The sequence below is a fragment of the Sulfitobacter sp. F26204 genome (assembly GCF_026410305.1).
In the GTDB taxonomy this organism is placed as follows: Bacteria; Pseudomonadota; Alphaproteobacteria; order Rhodobacterales; family Rhodobacteraceae; genus Sulfitobacter.
On sequence record NZ_JAPMLQ010000003.1, the window covers coordinates 318682 to 336769 of the forward strand.

Annotated in this window: 14 protein-coding genes; 3 read left to right on the plus strand and 11 right to left on the minus strand. The window is 55.8% G+C overall.

Annotated elements, in window-relative coordinates:
* Positions 1 to 14: 14 nt before the first annotated feature.
* From OS190_RS10410 to OS190_RS10430, 5 genes are all read right to left on the minus strand, one after another.
* On the minus strand, positions 15 to 1424 hold the full coding sequence (locus OS190_RS10410) for an amidase (RefSeq protein ID WP_267158620.1): 1410 nt from the start codon (positions 1422 to 1424) through the stop codon (positions 15 to 17).
* 55 nt (positions 1425 to 1479) lie between these two features.
* Positions 1480 to 2604, minus strand: coding sequence for a peptide chain release factor 2 (prfB, locus tag OS190_RS10415; protein ID WP_267158621.1), 1125 nt, complete (start codon positions 2602 to 2604; stop codon positions 1480 to 1482).
* Between the two features lie 89 nt (positions 2605 to 2693).
* Positions 2694 to 5246: a penicillin-binding protein 1A gene (locus OS190_RS10420; RefSeq protein WP_267158622.1), complete on the minus strand. Its 2553-nt coding sequence runs from the start codon at positions 5244 to 5246 to the stop codon at positions 2694 to 2696.
* A 122-nt stretch (positions 5247 to 5368) separates the two neighbouring features.
* The gene (locus tag OS190_RS10425; RefSeq protein WP_267158623.1) at positions 5369 to 6601 is read right to left on the minus strand and encodes an N-acetylmuramoyl-L-alanine amidase; all 1233 of its coding nucleotides are present in this window, start codon (positions 6599 to 6601) and stop codon (positions 5369 to 5371) included.
* A 62-nt stretch (positions 6602 to 6663) separates the two neighbouring features.
* The gene (locus tag OS190_RS10430) at positions 6664 to 7806 is read right to left on the minus strand and encodes a pyridoxal phosphate-dependent aminotransferase (RefSeq protein ID WP_267158624.1); all 1143 of its coding nucleotides are present in this window, start codon (positions 7804 to 7806) and stop codon (positions 6664 to 6666) included.
* An 89-nt stretch (positions 7807 to 7895) separates the two neighbouring features.
* Here OS190_RS10430 and OS190_RS10435 point away from each other — a divergent pair, with 89 nt between their 5' ends.
* On the plus strand, positions 7896 to 8639 hold the full coding sequence (locus OS190_RS10435; RefSeq protein ID WP_267158625.1) for a DsbA family protein: 744 nt from the start codon (positions 7896 to 7898) through the stop codon (positions 8637 to 8639).
* Between the two features lie 6 nt (positions 8640 to 8645).
* Here the strand turns inward: OS190_RS10435 and OS190_RS10440 are convergent, their stop codons facing one another.
* The 5 genes from OS190_RS10440 to hemA form a co-directional block, all read right to left on the minus strand.
* Entirely contained in the window at positions 8646 to 9185 is a 540-nt protein-coding gene (locus OS190_RS10440) for a GIY-YIG nuclease family protein (protein WP_267158626.1), read from the minus strand.
* On the minus strand, positions 9182 to 10336 hold the full coding sequence (locus OS190_RS10445; RefSeq protein WP_267158627.1) for a DNA cytosine methyltransferase: 1155 nt from the start codon (positions 10334 to 10336) through the stop codon (positions 9182 to 9184). The genes OS190_RS10440 and OS190_RS10445 overlap by 4 nt, the downstream gene beginning before the upstream one ends.
* A gap of 37 nt (positions 10337 to 10373) precedes the next feature.
* Entirely contained in the window at positions 10374 to 11498 is a 1125-nt protein-coding gene (gene ispG / locus OS190_RS10450) for a flavodoxin-dependent (E)-4-hydroxy-3-methylbut-2-enyl-diphosphate synthase (RefSeq protein WP_267158628.1), read from the minus strand.
* Between the two features lie 82 nt (positions 11499 to 11580).
* Positions 11581 to 12831 carry a helix-turn-helix domain-containing protein gene (locus OS190_RS10455; protein WP_267158629.1) on the minus strand — a complete coding sequence of 417 codons (1251 nt, stop codon included), beginning with the start codon at positions 12829 to 12831 and terminating at the stop codon, positions 11581 to 11583.
* A gap of 121 nt (positions 12832 to 12952) precedes the next feature.
* On the minus strand, positions 12953 to 14176 hold the full coding sequence (gene hemA, locus OS190_RS10460; protein ID WP_267158630.1) for a 5-aminolevulinate synthase: 1224 nt from the start codon (positions 14174 to 14176) through the stop codon (positions 12953 to 12955).
* Between the two features lie 240 nt (positions 14177 to 14416).
* On the opposite strand from hemA, the gene OS190_RS10465 reads away from it, so the two are divergent.
* Both OS190_RS10465 and OS190_RS10470 read left to right on the plus strand, forming a co-directional pair.
* Entirely contained in the window at positions 14417 to 15622 is a 1206-nt protein-coding gene (locus OS190_RS10465; RefSeq protein WP_267158631.1) for a multidrug effflux MFS transporter, read from the plus strand.
* 72 nt (positions 15623 to 15694) lie between these two features.
* The gene (locus OS190_RS10470; protein ID WP_267158632.1) at positions 15695 to 17065 is read left to right on the plus strand and encodes a M20/M25/M40 family metallo-hydrolase; all 1371 of its coding nucleotides are present in this window, start codon (positions 15695 to 15697) and stop codon (positions 17063 to 17065) included.
* A gap of 35 nt (positions 17066 to 17100) precedes the next feature.
* Here OS190_RS10470 and OS190_RS10475 read toward each other — a convergent pair whose 3' ends face one another.
* Positions 17101 to 18051, minus strand: coding sequence for a DMT family transporter (locus tag OS190_RS10475; RefSeq protein WP_267158633.1), 951 nt, complete (start codon positions 18049 to 18051; stop codon positions 17101 to 17103).
* Between the last annotated feature and the right edge of the window lie 37 nt (positions 18052 to 18088).

Consider the following 18088-nt stretch of genomic DNA (forward strand, 5'->3'; position numbering starts at 1 on the left):
GAAGCTGAGCCAGCCTAGACTACGGCGGGATGCCTGTTGGGCCAATCGGTCGCCAAGTGCCAATCCTGCGCCAGCCGCAGCAGGCGCGCATCGCTGCCTCTTGGTCCGATCAATTGAATGCCACCGGGCAATCCTTGCGCACCAAAGCCTGCGGGAATGTTCACCACGGGCAGGCCGATCAGGCTGGCTGGAACAACCACTTGCATCCACCGGTGATAGGTATCCATTGTGACACCCGAAATTTCCTTGGGATGCTCCAAATTCACGTCAAAGGGCCAGCATTGCGCCGAAGGCAAGACAAGAACGTCAACCTTTTCGAACAACTCGATGGTGCGACGATACCAATCTGACCGGGCCAAGCTTGCATGATGTATGTCCATCGCGCCAAGTTTGAGACCGCGCTCGATCTCCCATTGTGCAGATCCTTTGAGGAATTCACGCTTTTGGGCATCTGCGTGAAGCGTGTGCAATCCCGTCGCAACAGAAAAAGAGCGCAGCGTGATCCAGCTGTTCCACATCCGATCAGCATCAAAGGGCGCTGCGATATGCTCAACACTATGGCCAAGCTCCTGCATCCGGGACAGCGCGGTTTCTGTCAGATCGGAAATCCCCTCTTCGTAAGGAAAACGCCCGCCCCAATCTCCGAGATAACCAATACGTTGTTGCGGTACCGGGTCTACCGGCATGGGCACCAGGCCTGCTGCGGATCGGCTGTGCGGTTGGCGGATGTCTGCCCCAGCCATGGTATCGGCCAATGCAGCCAGATCGGTCGGACACCGCGCCATGGGCCCTGACGTGGATAAATGATGCATGAAGACATCGCCCAGAGGTTCTGATGGTACAACGCCCCATGTCGGGCGCATGCCATATACATTGCACCAACCTGCCGGATTGCGCAGCGATCCCATCATGTCACTGCCATCTGCAACAGAGAGCATTTTGCTCGCAAGCGCCGCCGCTGCCCCGCCCGAAGATCCCCCCGCAGATTTTTCAAGGTTATAGGGATTGTGGGTAGCCCCATGTACCGGGTTGAATGTGTGGCTGCCCAACCCGAATTCAGGTGTGTTGGTCTTGCCGATGATCAGAGCGCCCGCATTGCGCATCCGTTCAACCACCAGATCGTCCTGCTCTGCCATTGTGTTTGCAAACAGTGGTGACCCCATGGATGTCGGTAGGCCCTTGGCATTTGCCAGATCCTTAACCGCCAAGGGGATCCCGTGCATCCAACCCCTGCGCGGTTCGTCATCTGCCGCGCGCGCCTCGGCCAGCAACTCATCCGTGTCCCGCAACGAGACAATCGCGTTCACAGCCGGATTGACCGCTTTGATCCGCTCAAGTGTTGCCTGCATCAGTTCAACGGCACTCAACTTGCCCCGTTCCATTTCCGATGACAGGGCATATGCGGTCTTGTCTAGAATATCCATTTCATCAGCCAATCAATTCGTCGAGGGTAATTCAAGGCTGCAGCACCCCATAGCGTTAACTTCCCTGCGCCTCGGCACGGCTTTTGCCGCTGACGGCAAGAGCAAGTGTCGCGCCCATCAATCCATCCAGATCGCCATCAAGCACCCCTTTTGTATCTGAGGTTTCATAGTTGGTGCGCAGATCCTTGACCATCTGGTATGGTTGCAAAACGTAGGAACGGATCTGGTTGCCCCACCCCGCATCACCGGCGTTTTCATGGGTTTCGTTCACAATCGCAGAGCGCTTGTCGAGCTCGATCTGGTACAAGCGGCTTTTCAGGGCTTTCATGGCGATGTCACGGTTCTGGTGCTGGGATTTGACCGAGCTTGTGACGACGATCCCTGTCGGGTGATGGGTGATACGCACCGCGGAATCGGTTGTGTTGACGTGCTGCCCGCCTGCCCCCGATGACCTGTAGGTATCAACGCGAATATCCGATGGATTAACTTCGATCTCGATGTTGTCATCTACGACGGGATAAACCTTGACCGAGGTAAAGGATGTATGACGCTTGGCCGCTGAATCAAACGGGGAAATGCGTACCAGACGATGCACACCGCTTTCGGACTTTAACCACCCATAAGCATTGTGGCCTTCGATCTTGTAGGTGGCAGATTTGATGCCGGCCTCTTCCCCCGCACTTTCCGACTGTAGCTCGACCTTGTAACCTTTCTTTTCGGCCCAACGCACATACATCCGCGCCAGCATACTGGCCCAATCACATGATTCTGTGCCGCCAGCGCCTGAATTGATTTCAAGGAAGGTATCATTGCTGTCCGCTTCACCGTCAAGCAACGCCTCAAGTTCCTTTTGCGCGGCCTTGACAGAAAGTGCTTTCAAGGCGGCCTCGGCCTCGGTGACGACTTCTTCGTCCTCTTCCATCTCACCCAGTTCGATCAGATCGACATTGTCGGTCAATTCTTGCCGGATCCCGTCATAAGTGGCGATCGCGTCGACAAGATTCTGGCGATCGCGCATTAACTTTTGCGCAGCCGCGGCATCATCCCACAGGTTTGGGTCTTCGACGCGCGCATTAAATTCTTCCAACCTATGCTGAGCCGTCTCAACATCCAGCCGTTGTCCCAACAATTCCAAAGACTTGGAAATTTGATCTACTGTATTTTGTGCCTCTGCACGCATGCATTTACGCCTTTGTTCTATACCCCTTGGACATAGACCAGCGGCACGGGTGCTACAAGTCGTCGTCGGGCGGGGTTTACCCTACCCGCTTAATACAAACCGCCCGAAGACAAGGTGCCAAAACTGGCCTTTGGCCCGACAACTGCTTTCTTGCCGGTGGATGTCGTAACCTGCTTGGCAACTCGATCCACCTCTTCGACCAAGGGCAAGTCGGCGCCCATGGCAAATCCGCCGTCAAAAGTGATGCCGAACACCGGTTCTTCGCCGCCACGGAAACACTCAGACACAACATTGGGGCCAGAGGCACCATTGCTCAACCGTGCGCCGGAAAACCGGTCGATCTTGATAAATTCGCAGGCTTCGGGCACCGAGAACTCTCCGCCGCCGTATTTCTTGACCGCCTGTGACATGAAACGCTGGAAAACCGGACCGCACATGCCGCCCCCCGAGGCCCCGCGCCCCATCGCTTTGGGTTGATCATAACCGATGTAACAACCAGCGACGATGTTCGAAGTAAAGCCGATGAACCAGACATCTTTCGCGTCATTTGTGGTCCCCGTCTTGCCCGCTGTCGGCACCCCGAGGTTGACGGTTTTACGGGCTGTTCCGCGTTCCACAACGCCGCGCATCATCGAGGTCAACTGATAAGCCGTCACAGGATCCATCACCCGTTCGCGGTTGGAAATCACACGCGGCGCAACACCGGGATCAAGGCTTGCCATCTGACAATCATTGCAGATGCGTTCATCATGCTTGTAGACAGTGCGGCCATAACGGTCCTGAACGCGGTCCACCAGTGTCGGTTGCACCCTTTCGCCCCCGTTTGCAAACATCGCATAAGCACTAACCATCTGGTATAAAGTCGTTTCCTGAGACCCAAGCGCATTTGCCAGCACCGGAGACAGGTTTTCATAAACACCAAACCGTTCCGCGTAGCTGCCAACGACATCCATACCGACTTCTTGCGCCAGACGGATTGTCATCAGGTTTCGGGATTGTTCGATCCCCGTGCGCAGCGGCGTGGGCCCATAGAACCGGTTGGAAGAGTTCTTGGGACGCCAGACTCCCTGCGGTGTATTGATCTCAATCGGGGCATCAACCACGATTGTTGCCGGCGAATAACCACTGTCCAAAGCAGACGCATAGACAAAGGGCTTGAAACTGGAACCGGGCTGACGCTGGGCCTGAGTGGCCCTGTTGAACACCGAATCCTGATAGGAAAAGCCACCCTGCATGGCAATGACGCGCCCGGTATCCACATCCATCGCGACAAATGCGCCCTGCACCTCGGGCACCTGGCGCAGGGTCCAGCGGATGAAACTGCCATCTGCATCCGCTGTCATGCGGCGCACCAATACAACATCCCCGACCGACACCAGATCACCCAGCCCACGTGCCTTTGGGCCTAGTTTCCCGTTTTCGAGCCGTTTGCGGGCCCATTGCGCGTCTTTTGCTGGTATGAAATGCCCATCCGCATCCTCGGGCACACCTTCGATTCCGATGCGGGCATCGCCGCCATCGATACTCAGCACAACGGCGGGATACCATTGGTTTTCCAGATCGATGTCGCGCGGTACACGAATATCACTCAGCGCATCACGCCAGCTTTCTTCCGTCCCCAATTGGTCGATGGGTATGGTTTTACCGGTGCCTTGCCAAATTCCGCGACCACGGTCATATTGTTCCAACTGTCGACGCAGGGCATTTGCGGCGATCGGCTGCATTTCATTGTCAATGGTTGCCCGGACTGTCAGCCCCCCGGTGAAAAACTCGCCCTCACCAAAGTTTTCGGACAATTGTCGCCGGATCTCATCGGTAAAATAGTCACGCGGTGGCAGATCCGCCTTAAAGCTCGCGAAATCTCCATTCTGTACAGAACGCAGGGGCTGCGCCTTTTCGGTCGCGTAATCGGCATCAGAGATATAGCCGTTCTCGTTCATTTCACGCAGCACAAAATTGCGACGCGCCAGCAAGCGTTCCTTGCGTCGTACCGGATGGTAGTCCGAGGGTGCCTTGGGCAAGGAGGCAAGAAAGGCCGCCTCATGAGGGGCCAGTTCACTGAGTGTCTTGTTGAAATAGGTCTGGGCGGCAGCCGCCACACCGTAAGAGTTTTGTCCCAGAAAAATTTCGTTCAGATACAACTCCAGGATCTTTTCCTTGTCCAGTGCTTCTTCGACACGGGCGGCGAGAATGATTTCCTTGATCTTGCGTTCCGCACGACGGTCACCAGAAAGAAGAAAGTTCTTCATCACCTGTTGAGTGATGGTCGAGGCGCCGCGCACGTCTTTGCCACGGGTGCGCACAGCGTCAATCGCTGCCGCGCCGATCCCGCGCAAGTCATACCCGTCGTGCTCATAAAAGTTCTTGTCTTCGGCAGAAATGAAGGCCTGCTTGATCAGCGGAGGGATCGTGTCCGCAGGGGCAAACAGGCGACGCTCCTTGGCGAATTCATCAATCAAACGGCCTTGTCCCGAATAAATGCGGCTGATTGTGGGCGGGGTATAGCTGGCGAGGCTCTCGTGACTGGGCAGGTCGCGACCATACATCCAGAAAACAGCACCAATGGTCAGCGCCACCATACCGATGCTCATGGTCACGGTGGTAAAGATACCACCCAGAAAAGACAGAATAAATCGGAACACCGCGTGTCGCCCTCTTTGTGGCTTTCGTTCGTATCCTTATAGCGGCAATGACCGGGATGGTCAAAACGGGAACGCAGCGGCACTGGGCTGTTATCTGCCTATAATATCAATATATTTGCAGCTTACTGACGGACCAGCGGTGCGCGGGCGGCATCGCTGTCACGCCAAAGCAGAATCGCCTCTGCCATGGCATCGACCATAACGGCACGCCAGACTGGATCACGCAGGTTCTTCAAATCGCGTTCAGAGCTTAGAAACCCGATTTCCACCAATACGGACGGGATGTCTGCGGATTTCAGGACCGAGAACCCCGCCTGTCGTTTCGGTCTGCGGTTCATCGGTCCGCCTGCTTGGGTCATCCCGGCCACCAGCGCGTCTGCCAGTGCAGTTGAACGCGGTTCCGTTTCCTGACGGGCCAAGTCCAACAGGATGCTCGCAACCTGATCATCCGACCCTGTCAGATCCGCCCCTGCTATGATGTCGGACCGGTTGTGCCGCGCTGCCAGATGCGCCGTTGCGGTATCACTGGCCTCTGTCGACAGGGTGTAAACGGTCGCGCCCTTTGCCCCGCCCTGCCGCAAGCTATCCGCGTGCAATGAAATGAAAATATCCGCACGGGCTTGATGAGCAATGGCGACACGTGTTTCCAGCGCGACAAAAACGTCATCATCGCGGGTCAGTACAACCTCAATGCCCATGCGCAGCAAGGCTTCGCGCAGCGCACGGGCAAAGGCCAACATCAGATCCTTTTCGAAAATATCGTCGTGTTCCGCGCCCGGATCCAACCCGCCGTGACCGGGATCAAGCGCGACAGTGAATTTCTTTTTCTTACCTGTCTTGGGTGCTGGCTTCTGTGTCAGTGCCGCCGCCCAAGCCCCATCTGTCGGGGTGCCAGAGCGGCTTGCGAATTCTTCTTCGCTCGCTGTTTCCATCATGATTTCAAGCGTTGCCTTGCCGCTTGCCTCTTCCACCGGCATGCCGATTTCAACCGGCACCATTGGTTCAGCAAGATCCGCGACCAACCGTGACCAGCCTGGCCGAAACGCCCCGAAGCGCACGGCCGATACGCGCCCCGGCTCTGGCAGGATCATCGCGGGCCGCAGTGTCGCCCAATCGGCCTCTTTGAAGTCAATCACCAGGCGCGCAGGGTCATTGAGTAGAAATACGCGGAAGGGTACCCCCTGACTCAATGCGATCCGTATGTCTGTCCGACCAAGCCAGCCATCCGTGATGCTGCTCCTGGCCGCGTCAACGCGGGCCAATGCACTGAGGTTGGAAGCATTCGGATTCTGCGCACAGACACTGCTTGCACAAAGCACAGCCACGCAGAATGCCTGAAGAAACGCCCGTATCATGTCACCGCTTTTCGCTGCTCTTTTGCGCAGTCTAGCAGGTCTGCACCAGGCATTCCAGCGCCTCAGCGGCCCGACATGAAGGCCTTGAGCCGCGCCAGCCCTTCGGTGATGTCGGCGGTGCTGCGGGCATAGGAAAACCGTAGGGTCGTTGACCCTCGAATCGGATCGAAATCAAGCCCTGGAGTGACGGAAACCCGTGCCTTTTCAAGAATTTCAGCAGCAAAGCTAACGCTGTCTTTGGTTAGTTCAGACACATCGGCATAGACATAAAACGCACCGTCTGGCGGAGCGAAACTGGTGAAGCCCGCTTCTTTCAAACCGGTCAGCATCAAGGCGCGGTTGGCGCGATAAACGTCCATGTTGGCTTGCAATTCCTCTTCGCAATCCATGGCGGCGAGGGCTGTCACCTGACTGGCATGAGGCGCGCAAATAAACATGTTTTGTGCCAGTCGCTCAACAATTCGCACGTGGTCTTCGGGCACCACCATCCAGCCTACGCGCCAACCAGTCATCGAGAAATATTTGGAAAAGGAATTGATCACATAGCAATCATTGGTCAGTTCAAGCGCCGAGACCGCTTTCTTTTCATATTCGACCCCGTGATAGATTTCGTCCGAAATGAAAGAGGTGCCAGAGTCGGCACAGGCCTCGATCAGACCCTGCATGGCTGCGCGGTCCAGCATGGTACCGGTGGGATTGGCAGGCGACGCGACCATCAGCCCAGCCAGGTTCAGGTCTGCAAAATCGGCAGGCACGGGTTGCAATCTGTTCTCAAGAGCGGTGGGCAAATCCACTGGCGTCAAAGCCAGAGCACTGAGAATCTGGCGGTAACTGGGATAGCCCGGCGCGCCGATCCCTACACGATCGCAGGTATCAAATAGCGCTGTAAAAGCAAGGATAAAGCCCCCCGAAGATCCCGAAGTGATGATCACGCGGGCCGGGTCAAGATCGACGTTGTACCATGCGCCGTACATCTGAGCGATCCTTGCACGCAACGCAGGCAAGCCAAGGGCAACCGTATAGCCCAAGGCCGCCTCATCCATCGCTTGGTTCAGCGCTGCAACCGCCGCTTTGGGTGCCCCTGTTCCGGGTTGCCCGACTTCCATGTGAATAATATGTTCGCCTCTGGCTTCGGCCGCTGCCGCCGCTTGCATGACATCCATCACGATAAAGGGATCGACAGCAGATCGTTTTGATATACGCATGGCCTTGCTCCTGTTCTTTGAGCGTGTTTCACTGTCTTCGCCCCGCTCGTCAAGATCGGGCATCTTATGTTTACAAAGGTACCCCCGCAATGACGCACCGTTTCGCCGCCCCTCTGCTTGCCGCCATATTAGCCCTGCCCGCAGCTGCCATGGACCTGACAGAGCTGACGGACGCAGAGCGCGCGCAGTTTCGCGCCGAAGTTCGCTCCTATCTACTGGAAAACCCAGAAGTAATCATGGAGGCTGTCGATGCCCTGCGCGAGCGTGAAGCCGCCCAGCAGGCGCAAGCGGACATTGATCTTGTCAGCGTCAACGCAGAGGCGATTTTCAACGACGGGTATTCTTGGGTCGGAGGGAACCCCGAGGGCGACATCACATTGGTGGAATTTCTGGATTACAGGTGCGGTTATTGCAAAAAAGCCCATGACGAAGTCGCCAAACTATTGGAAACAGATGGAAACATTCGCCTTATCGTCAAGGAATTCCCGATCCTGGGGGATCAGTCGGTATTGGCGTCACGCTTTGCTGTCGCGGTCAAGCAACTGGCTGGTGGCGACAGCTACAAGGCGTTGAACGATGCGCTGATGGTCTTCAAAGGCGACATTACGCTTGCCTCGCTGCGCAGACTGGCAACGACATTCGGATTGGATTCGGATGCGATCGAAGCGCATATGGACAGTGATGCCGTCACACAGGAAATTGCGGACACCCGTGCCCTGGCGCAACGGTTGCAAATCACGGGCACGCCGACATTCGTGATGAAGGATGAACTCTTGCGTGGCTATCTGCCCTTTGACCAGATGCAGGCATTGATTGCCGAAAAACGCGGTTGACTGACGCTATAGAAACGTCTGGTGGTACTTCACAAGTCGTTGAAAATGCGCTTCCAGTGACCGCTTCAGATGTGCGGCGTCTTTGACGGTCAGGATATAATCCACCAAATGGTTGTACTGCTGGATCTGGCGGGGCAGCCTTTGTGCCGGATCAAGGCGCAGTTGCCTGTCAGTTTCTTCAATGACTTGGACCTCTTGCCTTTCTGGCCAAAAGGCCACCTCGGCCGCACAGGTCAGACTTCTACCGTTCATCAGTGGTTGTTCGGCATCATAATGCTGAAACACCGCGTCCTCCAACGGCTGTACCTCTGTCAGATCCGTCACCGGCCAGGCCCAGACAAAAGCGATTTCCCATACATCAATCTGGCGGTTTGCAATCACATCAGAGCGCGCCGAGGTCAGATGCCGCCGCACGCGGTTGCGGATTCCATCGACCGACTGTCCGACATAGATCGGTTGGCCATCCAGATCACACAGTGCATAAACACCGATTTCATTCGTCAGCGCAGTCAGGGCTTTTGACCGATAGTCTTGCGAAGCGCTCATGCCACCTTCCGACGCTCATCCGCAGTAAGAATTGGTTGAAACAATGTGCGGTCAAGGTAGCTGACAATCGGCACCGCAACGCCGTCCCCGGCCACTTGATAGGCTTGATTATAGCGGTCAGGCATCATGAACCGTTCGCCCAGCCCCATAAGGCGCGCGACCTCCTTGCTTGACAAGAGGCGGGCACGGGTTTCATTGCCCTTGATAAACATGATCGTTTGGCGCGAAGACCCGCCGGCAGGCGTGCGCAAACAACCGGCCAGGCCGTCAAACCGGATTTCGGCACGCTGTCGGTTCAGCCCGCTTTCGTCGGGGCGGCCACGTTTGTACAGCATCCCGATCTCTGTCTTCCCTGTCGAGCGGGCCTTGCGCACACGCGACTGACTTGGCTCTGACATCATCAGCAGCAGCCGTGAAACATCGTCATCAATCAACCAGTCGGTATTGGGGGCATCGTCAACGATCCTGCGCAGGGACAGGCGCCGTGGCTTCGGCGTGTCGTGGGCCCACCAAACCCAATGTTGGGCAATCGCATTTGGCAACTTCGCCGCAAAGGACTTGATTTTTTCAGTATGGAAAACACCTTCTGGCGCTGTACCGGCAAGAGAGCCAACAGAAACTCCATGGCGCACACCAATGATGAACAAACGTGGTCTGCTTTGCGGCAAGAATTTCGCCGCATCTATTTCCAGAGCCCCTACGCGATAGCCCAAAGAAATCAGGGTTTTCAAAACGGCGCAGAGGTCTTTGCCACCGTTTCGAGTCATCAGGCCAGTCACATTTTCAAAGGCAATGATGCGTGGGGCAAAGCCATTTTCCCCTGCCTCGCCGATCAATCGCGCCCATTCCATGAACATGCCGGAACGCGCACCGTTCAGGCCCCGTCCTTTACCGGCAAGCGAAAAATCCTGACAAGGGCTGGACGCCCAGTAGAGGTCAATCGGTTGAAGCAATGGTGCCACATCCAAAGCTGCGATGTCGCCTTCTATCAAATGTTTGCCACCCCAGTTCTTGGCATAAACATCGCATTTCATCGCATCGATGTCATTCGCAAGAGCGCAGGACCAATCATTGCCAAGCCCCGCACGCACCATGCCAGCGCCGCAGAAAAACTCAGCATACTTTGGAAAGATTTTAGCGCCAGACACCATATCTATGTCTAAACGGGGGGGCAAAAACTGTCTATCGTTATTCCGCTGCAAGCGCCGCTTCGGCTTCCAAAGCGGCGGCCTTTTTCTCGACCTGCTCAACGATGTGCTCAATCATGCTGTCGTTGTCTTGCTTGTGACTTTGTTTGCCTGCCAGATAGACCATGCCTGATCCTGCGCCACCACCGGTGAAACCGACATCGGTCATCAGCGCCTCACCGGGGCCGTTCACAACACAGCCAATGATGCTCAGGCTCATCGGGGTCTTGATATGTTCCAGACGTTTTTCCAGGGTCTCAACGGTCTTGATCACATCAAACCCCTGACGCGCACAGGACGGACAGGATATGATATTCACACCGCGATGGCGAAGACCAAGAGATTTCAGGATTTCATAGCCGACCTTGATTTCTTCCACTGGATCGGCTGACAGGGATACCCGGATCGTATCGCCGATGCCCATCCACAGCAGATTCCCCATACCGATGGCAGATTTGATTGTCCCCGAGGTCAATCCGCCAGCCTCAGTGATTCCAAGGTGTATAGGCGCGTCTGTGGCCTCTGCCAGTTTTTGATAGGCGGCCGCAGCCATAAAGACATCCGATGCCTTGCAACTGATCTTGAATTCGTGAAAATCGTTGTCCTGCAAAAGCTTGATATGGTCGAGACCGGATTCAACCATGGCATCGGGACAGGGTTCCCCATATTTATCCAACAGGTGTTTCTCAAGTGAACCGGCATTCACGCCGATGCGCATTGAACAATTGTTGTCGCGGGCGGCCTTGATCACATCGCGAACACGTTTTGCATCGCCGATATTGCCCGGATTGATCCGAAGACAGGCGGCCCCCGCCTCGGCAGCCTCGATCCCACGTTTGTAATGGAAATGGATGTCCGCGACGATGGGCACCGAAACCTCGGGCACGATCAACCTGAGTGCCGCTGATGATTCCTCATCCGGCACCGAAATCCGAACAATGTCAGCGCCGGCATCCGCAGCAGCTTGCACCTGTGCAATGGTCGCCTTGACATCGGTGGTCTGGGTGTTTGTCATCGTCTGGACGCTTATTGGCGCATCCCCGCCCACGGCAACATCACCCACCATGATCTGACGGGATTTTCGGCGATAAATATTGCGCCATGGGCGGATGTGATTGAGCGACATGAAGGCCAACTTTCAGGCGGTGGAGGTTGCCGTGAACCTAATCCTCCACCAACATCTTCGCAAGGCTAAGGGTCGCCAGACCCTAGTTGGACTGACAAGGAATTGCGGCCAGAATAGCCGGGTCAATGTCGCTGCCCGCCAGATCCGCGAACATGCGCGTCAACGAAGTGTCGGCTGTGGGATCAACCGGTTGATAAAGCTCGGCCAATGCCTGATTGTCGAGCGGCAAATTGGAGGTGATGCTGCCGCGCGCGCCGACCGGGCCATAACACCCATCTGCCATGGCGAAATACAAGGCACCGGATTCGCCTGTGCGCAGGGATGGCGGTTCTTCGGTTGCGGGAACATCCCAGGTATCGCCTTTATCCATTACACCTTCAAAAATAACCGTGCCATCAGCAGCACGAACACGTACCCACGAGGGATAGGCCGCAACCATACGCACTGCGGCCGCCGGTCCTTCAACAACCTGAGGGACAGCAGGATTTTCAGTGCCGGAAGTCAGGCTTGCGATGGTCAGGCTGGGCGATTGGGCTGTCAGTTCAGGCACAGCGAAGTTACCCATGGAGCGCGGATCGATTGTCGCAATCGGAGCATCACGCGCCACCATCAAGGGCACATCAAGCGCCTGAGGTCGATAGAGCCGGTCCAGCGCTTCGACACGGGGGGCTTCCATCGTACGCGGTACGGATGATTCAACATCGTTTTCAGGGGTTGCTGTCAATGTACCCTGCAACGGATCAAGATCGGAAAGGACCACCGGTGTCTGGTCGACAGGCGAAACCTGCACACGCTGCACCTCTTGTAAAACGGTATAGCCGCCAAACCCGATTGCGCCAATCAATGCGACCAGAACCAGCATGGACCCGACCGCCCCCGGCTCGATCCGGCTGAGCAGACTTTCGCCCGCGGGTGTAAAAGGCAGGTTCGGACGGGCAAAGAGATCAGTCTCTGCCGGGCGGTTTTTGCGCTCGCTTGGCCCGGCTTTCTTGATAACTGAAGCTTCGGCAGACATGCCGTGTGCCACGATGAAACCCGATTCCTTGCAAAAGCTGGCAAAGGCCTTGTCAGGGTCCATGTTGAGATAACGGGCATATGACCGTACGTAACCGGCAATAAATCCCGGCGTATCAAAGGCATCGGGATCCGCATTTTCGATGGCAGCAATATAGGACGCCTTGATGCGCAATTCGCGTTGAACATCCAGCAACGATTTACCCATCGTTGCGCGTTCCCCCCGCATCACGTCCCCAAGACGCAGTTCGAATGCATCAAAGCCCTTCGGCTCAATCAAATCTTCTTCTTTAGCCTTAGAGGACCAACGCCCGATCATCCCATCGCCCCATCGTTAACTTGCCTGTATCCACTTTCCCGAATCCGCAGCCGATTCGGGATATGGTCTTTTCTTTCGATAACGCTAGCACAGTACAACCGGAAATACGAATTTTACGTGTTTACCCAGCAGCTTCGGCACGATTCAGCGCACAATGGGACCATAATCCGTCCATTGCATGGACCAAGGCATCAATTTCACCAAATTCGTGCACAGGTGACGGCGTGAACCGAAGCCGCTCAGTCCCCCGCGGAACTGTCGGGAAATTGATCGGCTGAACATAAATACCGAATTCCTCGAGCAGCTTGTCACTCAATATCTGGGTGTGAACAGGGTTTCCGACGATCACAGGCACAATATGTGACCCATGGTCGATAATCGGCAGGCCAAGCCCCTTGAGACGCAATTTCAGAATTTTCGCTTGTTGTTGTTGCTTTTCGCGCAACTCCGGCGCGGTCTTCAGGAAGGCTACAGATGCCGCCGCGCCCGCCGCAACGGCTGGTGGCAGTGAAGTGGTGAAAATGAACCCCGGCGCATAGGACCGGACTGCGTCACACATCTTGGCCGAGGCCGCGATATAGCCGCCCATCACGCCAAATGCTTTGGCCAAAGTGCCGTTAATGATGTCAAGACGATGCATCAGCCCGTCACGTTCCGCGACCCCTGCCCCATGTGGGCCATACATGCCAACGGCGTGCACTTCGTCGATATAGGTAAGCGCTCCGAATTCATCCGCGAGATCGCAAATAGCCTCGATAGGGCCGAAATCGCCATCCATGGAATAGATCGATTCAAAAGCAATCAGCTTGGGTGCCGCGGGATCGTCCGCTTCAAGCAACTCTCGCAGATGTGCGACGTCATTATGACGGAAGATCCGTTTGGCCCCGCCGTTGCGGCGCACACCTTCAATCATCGACGCATGGTTCAGCGCGTCTGAATAGATGATCAAGCCGGGAAAGAGTTTGGGGAGTGTTGAAAGGGTCGCGTCATTGGCGATATAGGCAGAGGTGAACAAAAGCGCCGCCTCCTTGCCATGCAGATCAGACAATTCTGCCTCAAGTCGCTTGTGATATACTGTTGTACCCGAGATATTGCGCGTCCCGCCGGATCCGGCACCGGTCGCCCGCAGTGCTTCTTCCATGGCTTCCAGAACCACAGGGTTTTGGCCCATGCCCAGATAATCATTGCCGCACCACACCGTGATATTACGTTCAACCCCGTCTGGCCGTGTCCAGACAGCATGCGGAAACTGGCCGTTGCGCCGCTCGATATCAATAAAGGTCCGGTAGCGTCCCTCGTCGTGCAGGCGCGCAATCGCCTCGTCAAGTTTGAGCGTATAATCCATGCGCGTCTCCGCTTGCAGCTTTGTGAAAGGCCTTGGCGTTTCACATTGTGTTTTTGGAATGAGTATAGAAACATCCCCCCTCGTTCAATCAAATATGATGTGCGTCTTGTCGCAGCCTTGATTTGGATCAAGGTTTGCGATGATCTAAGGTTTGCAGGCACGCTTTTGACGGGATGATTACATGCCCTTCCCGTGCTCTTTTCAATTGCGCACGCTTCTGATTTGGGCGACAGGTCTATCATGATCACGCCCGTCCCCCGTCGCGAAATGTCGCGTAGCGAGTTTATCGTCCTTATCGCATTGATGATCTCGATCGTGGCTATGGCCACGGACGTAATGTTGCCGGCTCTCGGCTTGATTGCCACAGATCTTGGTCAGGCTGACCCCAACCGCGGCCATCTGGTGATTTCGATCCTCTTCGCAGGCTTTGCACTGGGTCAGTTACTGGCCGGGCCGCTCTCCGATTCCTTTGGCCGTCGGCCGGTGATTCACGGCTCCTACCTCGTGTTCATCGCAGGCACGCTACTGTGTATCTTTGCGGTGTCTTTCGAGATGATGATGCTGGGCCGGCTGTTGCAGGGGTTTGGTATGGCAGGGCCGCGCATTGTCGCCATAGCCATCGTACGTGACGGCTTTGAAGGCCGTGATATGGCGCGGATCATGTCTTTTGTGATGGCTGTATTCATTATCGTGCCCGCCATCGCACCCGCTGTTGGCCAGGTTTTGATTGCCTTGTCAGGGTGGCGCGCGACCTTTGTGATGCTCTTGGGCATGGGATTGTTGACCTGGAGCTGGTTCGCGGCACGACAACCGGAAACATTGGCGGTTGCCAATCGGCGCGCCTTGTCCCTGCGCAAGGTATGGCAGGGAATTGTGATCATCTGTCGCAATCCCACAGCCCTGGGTTATACCCTTTGCGCAGGGTTCATCTTTGGACCGTTCTTGGCCTACCTCAGCCTTGCTCAGCAGATTTTTCAGGACGTGTTCGAAACCGGCGATGCCTTTGTTCTGTGGTTCGGTGCCGCCGCCCTGTCGATCGGCTTTGCATCCATCGTCAATTCCAGTCTGGTGGGGCGTTTGGGCATGCGTTACCTGTCAACACTGGCGCTCTTTACCATTCTGTGCGCTGCAGTGCTCTTTGGCGCTTATCTGGTACTCATGCCGGGTACACCGCCCTTTTTCCTGTTCATTCTGTGGCAGCTGATCACATTCTTTTCGATGGGTCTGCTGTTTGGGAATCTTAACGCCATGGCGATGGAGCCGTTGGGAAAGATGGCAGGTCTCGGCGCGGCTGTCGTCGGGGCACTTTCAACCTTTGTGTCTCTGCCTGTCGGCTTTTTGCTGACAGAAAGCTTTGACGACAGTGTCGCGCCAATGGTCGCCGGCTTTGGCATTGCTGCAGTCGCCTGTCTGGTTTTGGGACGATGGGTTGAACGGATTGCCTGATCGGCAGTGCTGGACACTCCGCGATACGCTGATACGGTCTGCCCAAATTTCGTTTAACAGGAGCCATTTACCATGTCACTTGACGCCATCCTTGCCCGAATCGACGACGATTTGCCCGCCGCGACCGACCGTCTTCTTGATCTCCTGCGCATTCCTTCAATTTCGACCGACCCTGCCTTCAAGGCCGATTGCGACAATGCCGCTGACTGGCTTGTGCGTGAATTGAACGAGATGGGTATCGAGGCCAGCAAACGACCGACTCCCGGGCATCCCATGGTTGTGGGCCATCTGGGCGAGACCGGGCCGCATCTGTTGTTCTACGGCCATTACGATGTGCAGCCAGTGGACCCGCTTGAGCTTTGGGACAATGACCCCTTTGATCCTCAAGTAGAAGATACCGCCAAGGGCAAGGTTATTCGGGGGCGCGGATCATCCGATGACAAGGGCCAATTGATGACCTTTGTCGAAGCGCTTCGGGCGTGGAAAGCAATCAAAGGGGACTGGCCCTGCAAGATCACGTTCTTTTTCGAAGGTGAAGAGGAATCAGGTTCCCCGTCGCTTGTGCCCTTTATGAAAGAACATGCTGACGAATTAAAAACCGACATTGCACTCATCTGTGACACCGGATTGTTCGAAAGCAAAACTCCCGCCATCGTCACCATGCTTCGCGGGTTGCTTGGCGAAGAATTGACCATCACTGCCCCATCGCTGGATCTGCATTCCGGCATGTACGGCGGCATTGCGATGAACCCGATACGGGTGTTGTCAAGAATCATTGCCTCCCTGCATGATGAAAAGGGGCGCATCACTGTGCCCGGTTTTTATGACGGCGTGCCCGAACTTTCGGACGAATTGGAAGCCCAATGGCAGGGCCTGTCTTTTGACCACCAGACATTTCTTGAAGATGTGGGTCTGAGCCACCCCGCAGGTGAACAGAATCGCACCCCGTTGGAGATGATCTGGTCCCGCCCGACCTGCGAAGTGAACGGCATCTGGGGCGGTTACACGGGGGATGGCTTTAAAACAGTGCTGCCATCCAAGGCGCATGCAAAAATCAGTTTCCGGCTTGTTGGTACGCAAGACCCCTTTGCAATCCGCGAGAACTTCCGCAAGATGGTCACGGACATGTTGCCCCCCGATTGCGAGGTCAGTTTTGGTGATCACGGTGCGGGCGGTGCATCCAGCGCCGATGTCTCTGATCCGATGTTCGAAGCCGCGCGCAAGGCATTGACGGATGAATGGCACACCCCTGCCGCCTATATCGGAAGCGGCGGTTCAATTCCGATTGCAGGACATTTCCAGGAGATCCTTGGCACAGAGCCAATGTTGATCGGTTTCGGTAAAGACGACGATGCGCTTCATTCTCCGAACGAAAAATACGACATGGAAAGCTTTCACAAGGGCATCCGGTCCTGGGCACGGATCCTGGACGCATTGACATAACAACAAGCGATCGGGGCGGAAACGCCCCGACCCTTCTATCTGACAGTGCCGGTCCGGCCTTCACGCAGAAAGATGTAGACTCCGGAAGCGATGACGATGCCCGCGCCGATAAACACATTGCTGCGGGGCCATTCCCCAAAAATCGTCCAGCCCCAGAACAACGAAAAGATAAGCAGCACATATTCGAACGGGGCGACGACGGAGGCATGACTCAGCCGGTATGCCTGTGTCATGAGATAGCCAATGATTGCCGACATGATGCCCAGACCCAGTATAGGCAGATAATCCGCGCTGTCTGGCCAGACCCAGGGGCGCAGCAGAAATTGCATCGAAGGATTGCTGTCAGCCGTGACAAAACGTCCATCGCCGGCAATCAGATAGACAACCGCACTGATCGCGATAAAGGCAAATTGCATGTGCAGCGCCAGCGCCGATGCACGGCTGGTCTGGCCCAGTTTCCGTGTCAGCACCGACATGAAGGCATAAAAAGCTGCCGCAATCACCGGCAGCACTACAATCCAGCCGTATCCGCCCTCATCCGCAGACATTTGCGGCACCATCATGACCAGCACCCCGACGAAGCCTAATCCAATCGCGGCAAACCGGCGCGGCCCGACAACTTCGCCCAACACAGGGATCGACAACAAGGTGACAAACAAGGGCGCAACAAAGTAAAGTGCCGTCGCGGTCGCCAGAGGTAAGGATGCAATACCGGCATAAAGCGCTGAATTCGCTATCAGGATAAACACAGCCCTTGTCGCGTGCAGTCCCCAGCGGCCGGTGTTGAGCAGCCTGAAACCCCCTTCATACTTCAGCAGAGCCACGGTAAACCCGATCGCCACCACCGAACGCAGCAATATCAATTCATGTAACGGATAGGCCCCTGAAAGGGATTTAACGAGCATGTCATTGACGGAAATGAACATCATTCCCGTCAGCATGCAGAAAATTCCAAGGCGGGAGGTGGTGGATTGGCCTGTACTCATTCCTTCTCCTACACCCATGTTATTGCAAATGGCAGGG

Bases quoted from the DNA above. Each gene is read 5' to 3' on its own strand.
- OS190_RS10410 (WP_267158620.1), bottom strand. From the start codon at position 1,424: ATGGATATTCTAGACAAGACCGCATATGCCCTGTCATCGGAAATGGAA.
- prfB (WP_267158621.1), bottom strand. From the start codon at position 2,604: ATGCGTGCAGAGGCACAAAATACAGTAGATCAAATTTCCAAGTCTTTG.
- OS190_RS10425 (WP_267158623.1), bottom strand. From the start codon at position 6,601: ATGATACGGGCGTTTCTTCAGGCATTCTGCGTGGCTGTGCTTTGTGCA.
- OS190_RS10430 (WP_267158624.1), bottom strand. From the start codon at position 7,806: ATGCGTATATCAAAACGATCTGCTGTCGATCCCTTTATCGTGATGGAT.
- OS190_RS10435 (WP_267158625.1), top strand. From the start codon at position 7,896: ATGACGCACCGTTTCGCCGCCCCTCTGCTTGCCGCCATATTAGCCCTG.
- OS190_RS10440 (WP_267158626.1), bottom strand. From the start codon at position 9,185: ATGAGCGCTTCGCAAGACTATCGGTCAAAAGCCCTGACTGCGCTGACG.
- OS190_RS10445 (WP_267158627.1), bottom strand. From the start codon at position 10,336: ATGGTGTCTGGCGCTAAAATCTTTCCAAAGTATGCTGAGTTTTTCTGC.
- ispG (WP_267158628.1), bottom strand. From the start codon at position 11,498: ATGTCGCTCAATCACATCCGCCCATGGCGCAATATTTATCGCCGAAAA.
- OS190_RS10455 (WP_267158629.1), bottom strand. From the start codon at position 12,831: ATGATCGGGCGTTGGTCCTCTAAGGCTAAAGAAGAAGATTTGATTGAG.
- hemA (WP_267158630.1), bottom strand. From the start codon at position 14,176: ATGGATTATACGCTCAAACTTGACGAGGCGATTGCGCGCCTGCACGAC.
- OS190_RS10465 (WP_267158631.1), top strand. From the start codon at position 14,417: ATGATCACGCCCGTCCCCCGTCGCGAAATGTCGCGTAGCGAGTTTATC.
- OS190_RS10470 (WP_267158632.1), top strand. From the start codon at position 15,695: ATGTCACTTGACGCCATCCTTGCCCGAATCGACGACGATTTGCCCGCC.
- OS190_RS10475 (WP_267158633.1), bottom strand. From the start codon at position 18,051: ATGAGTACAGGCCAATCCACCACCTCCCGCCTTGGAATTTTCTGCATG.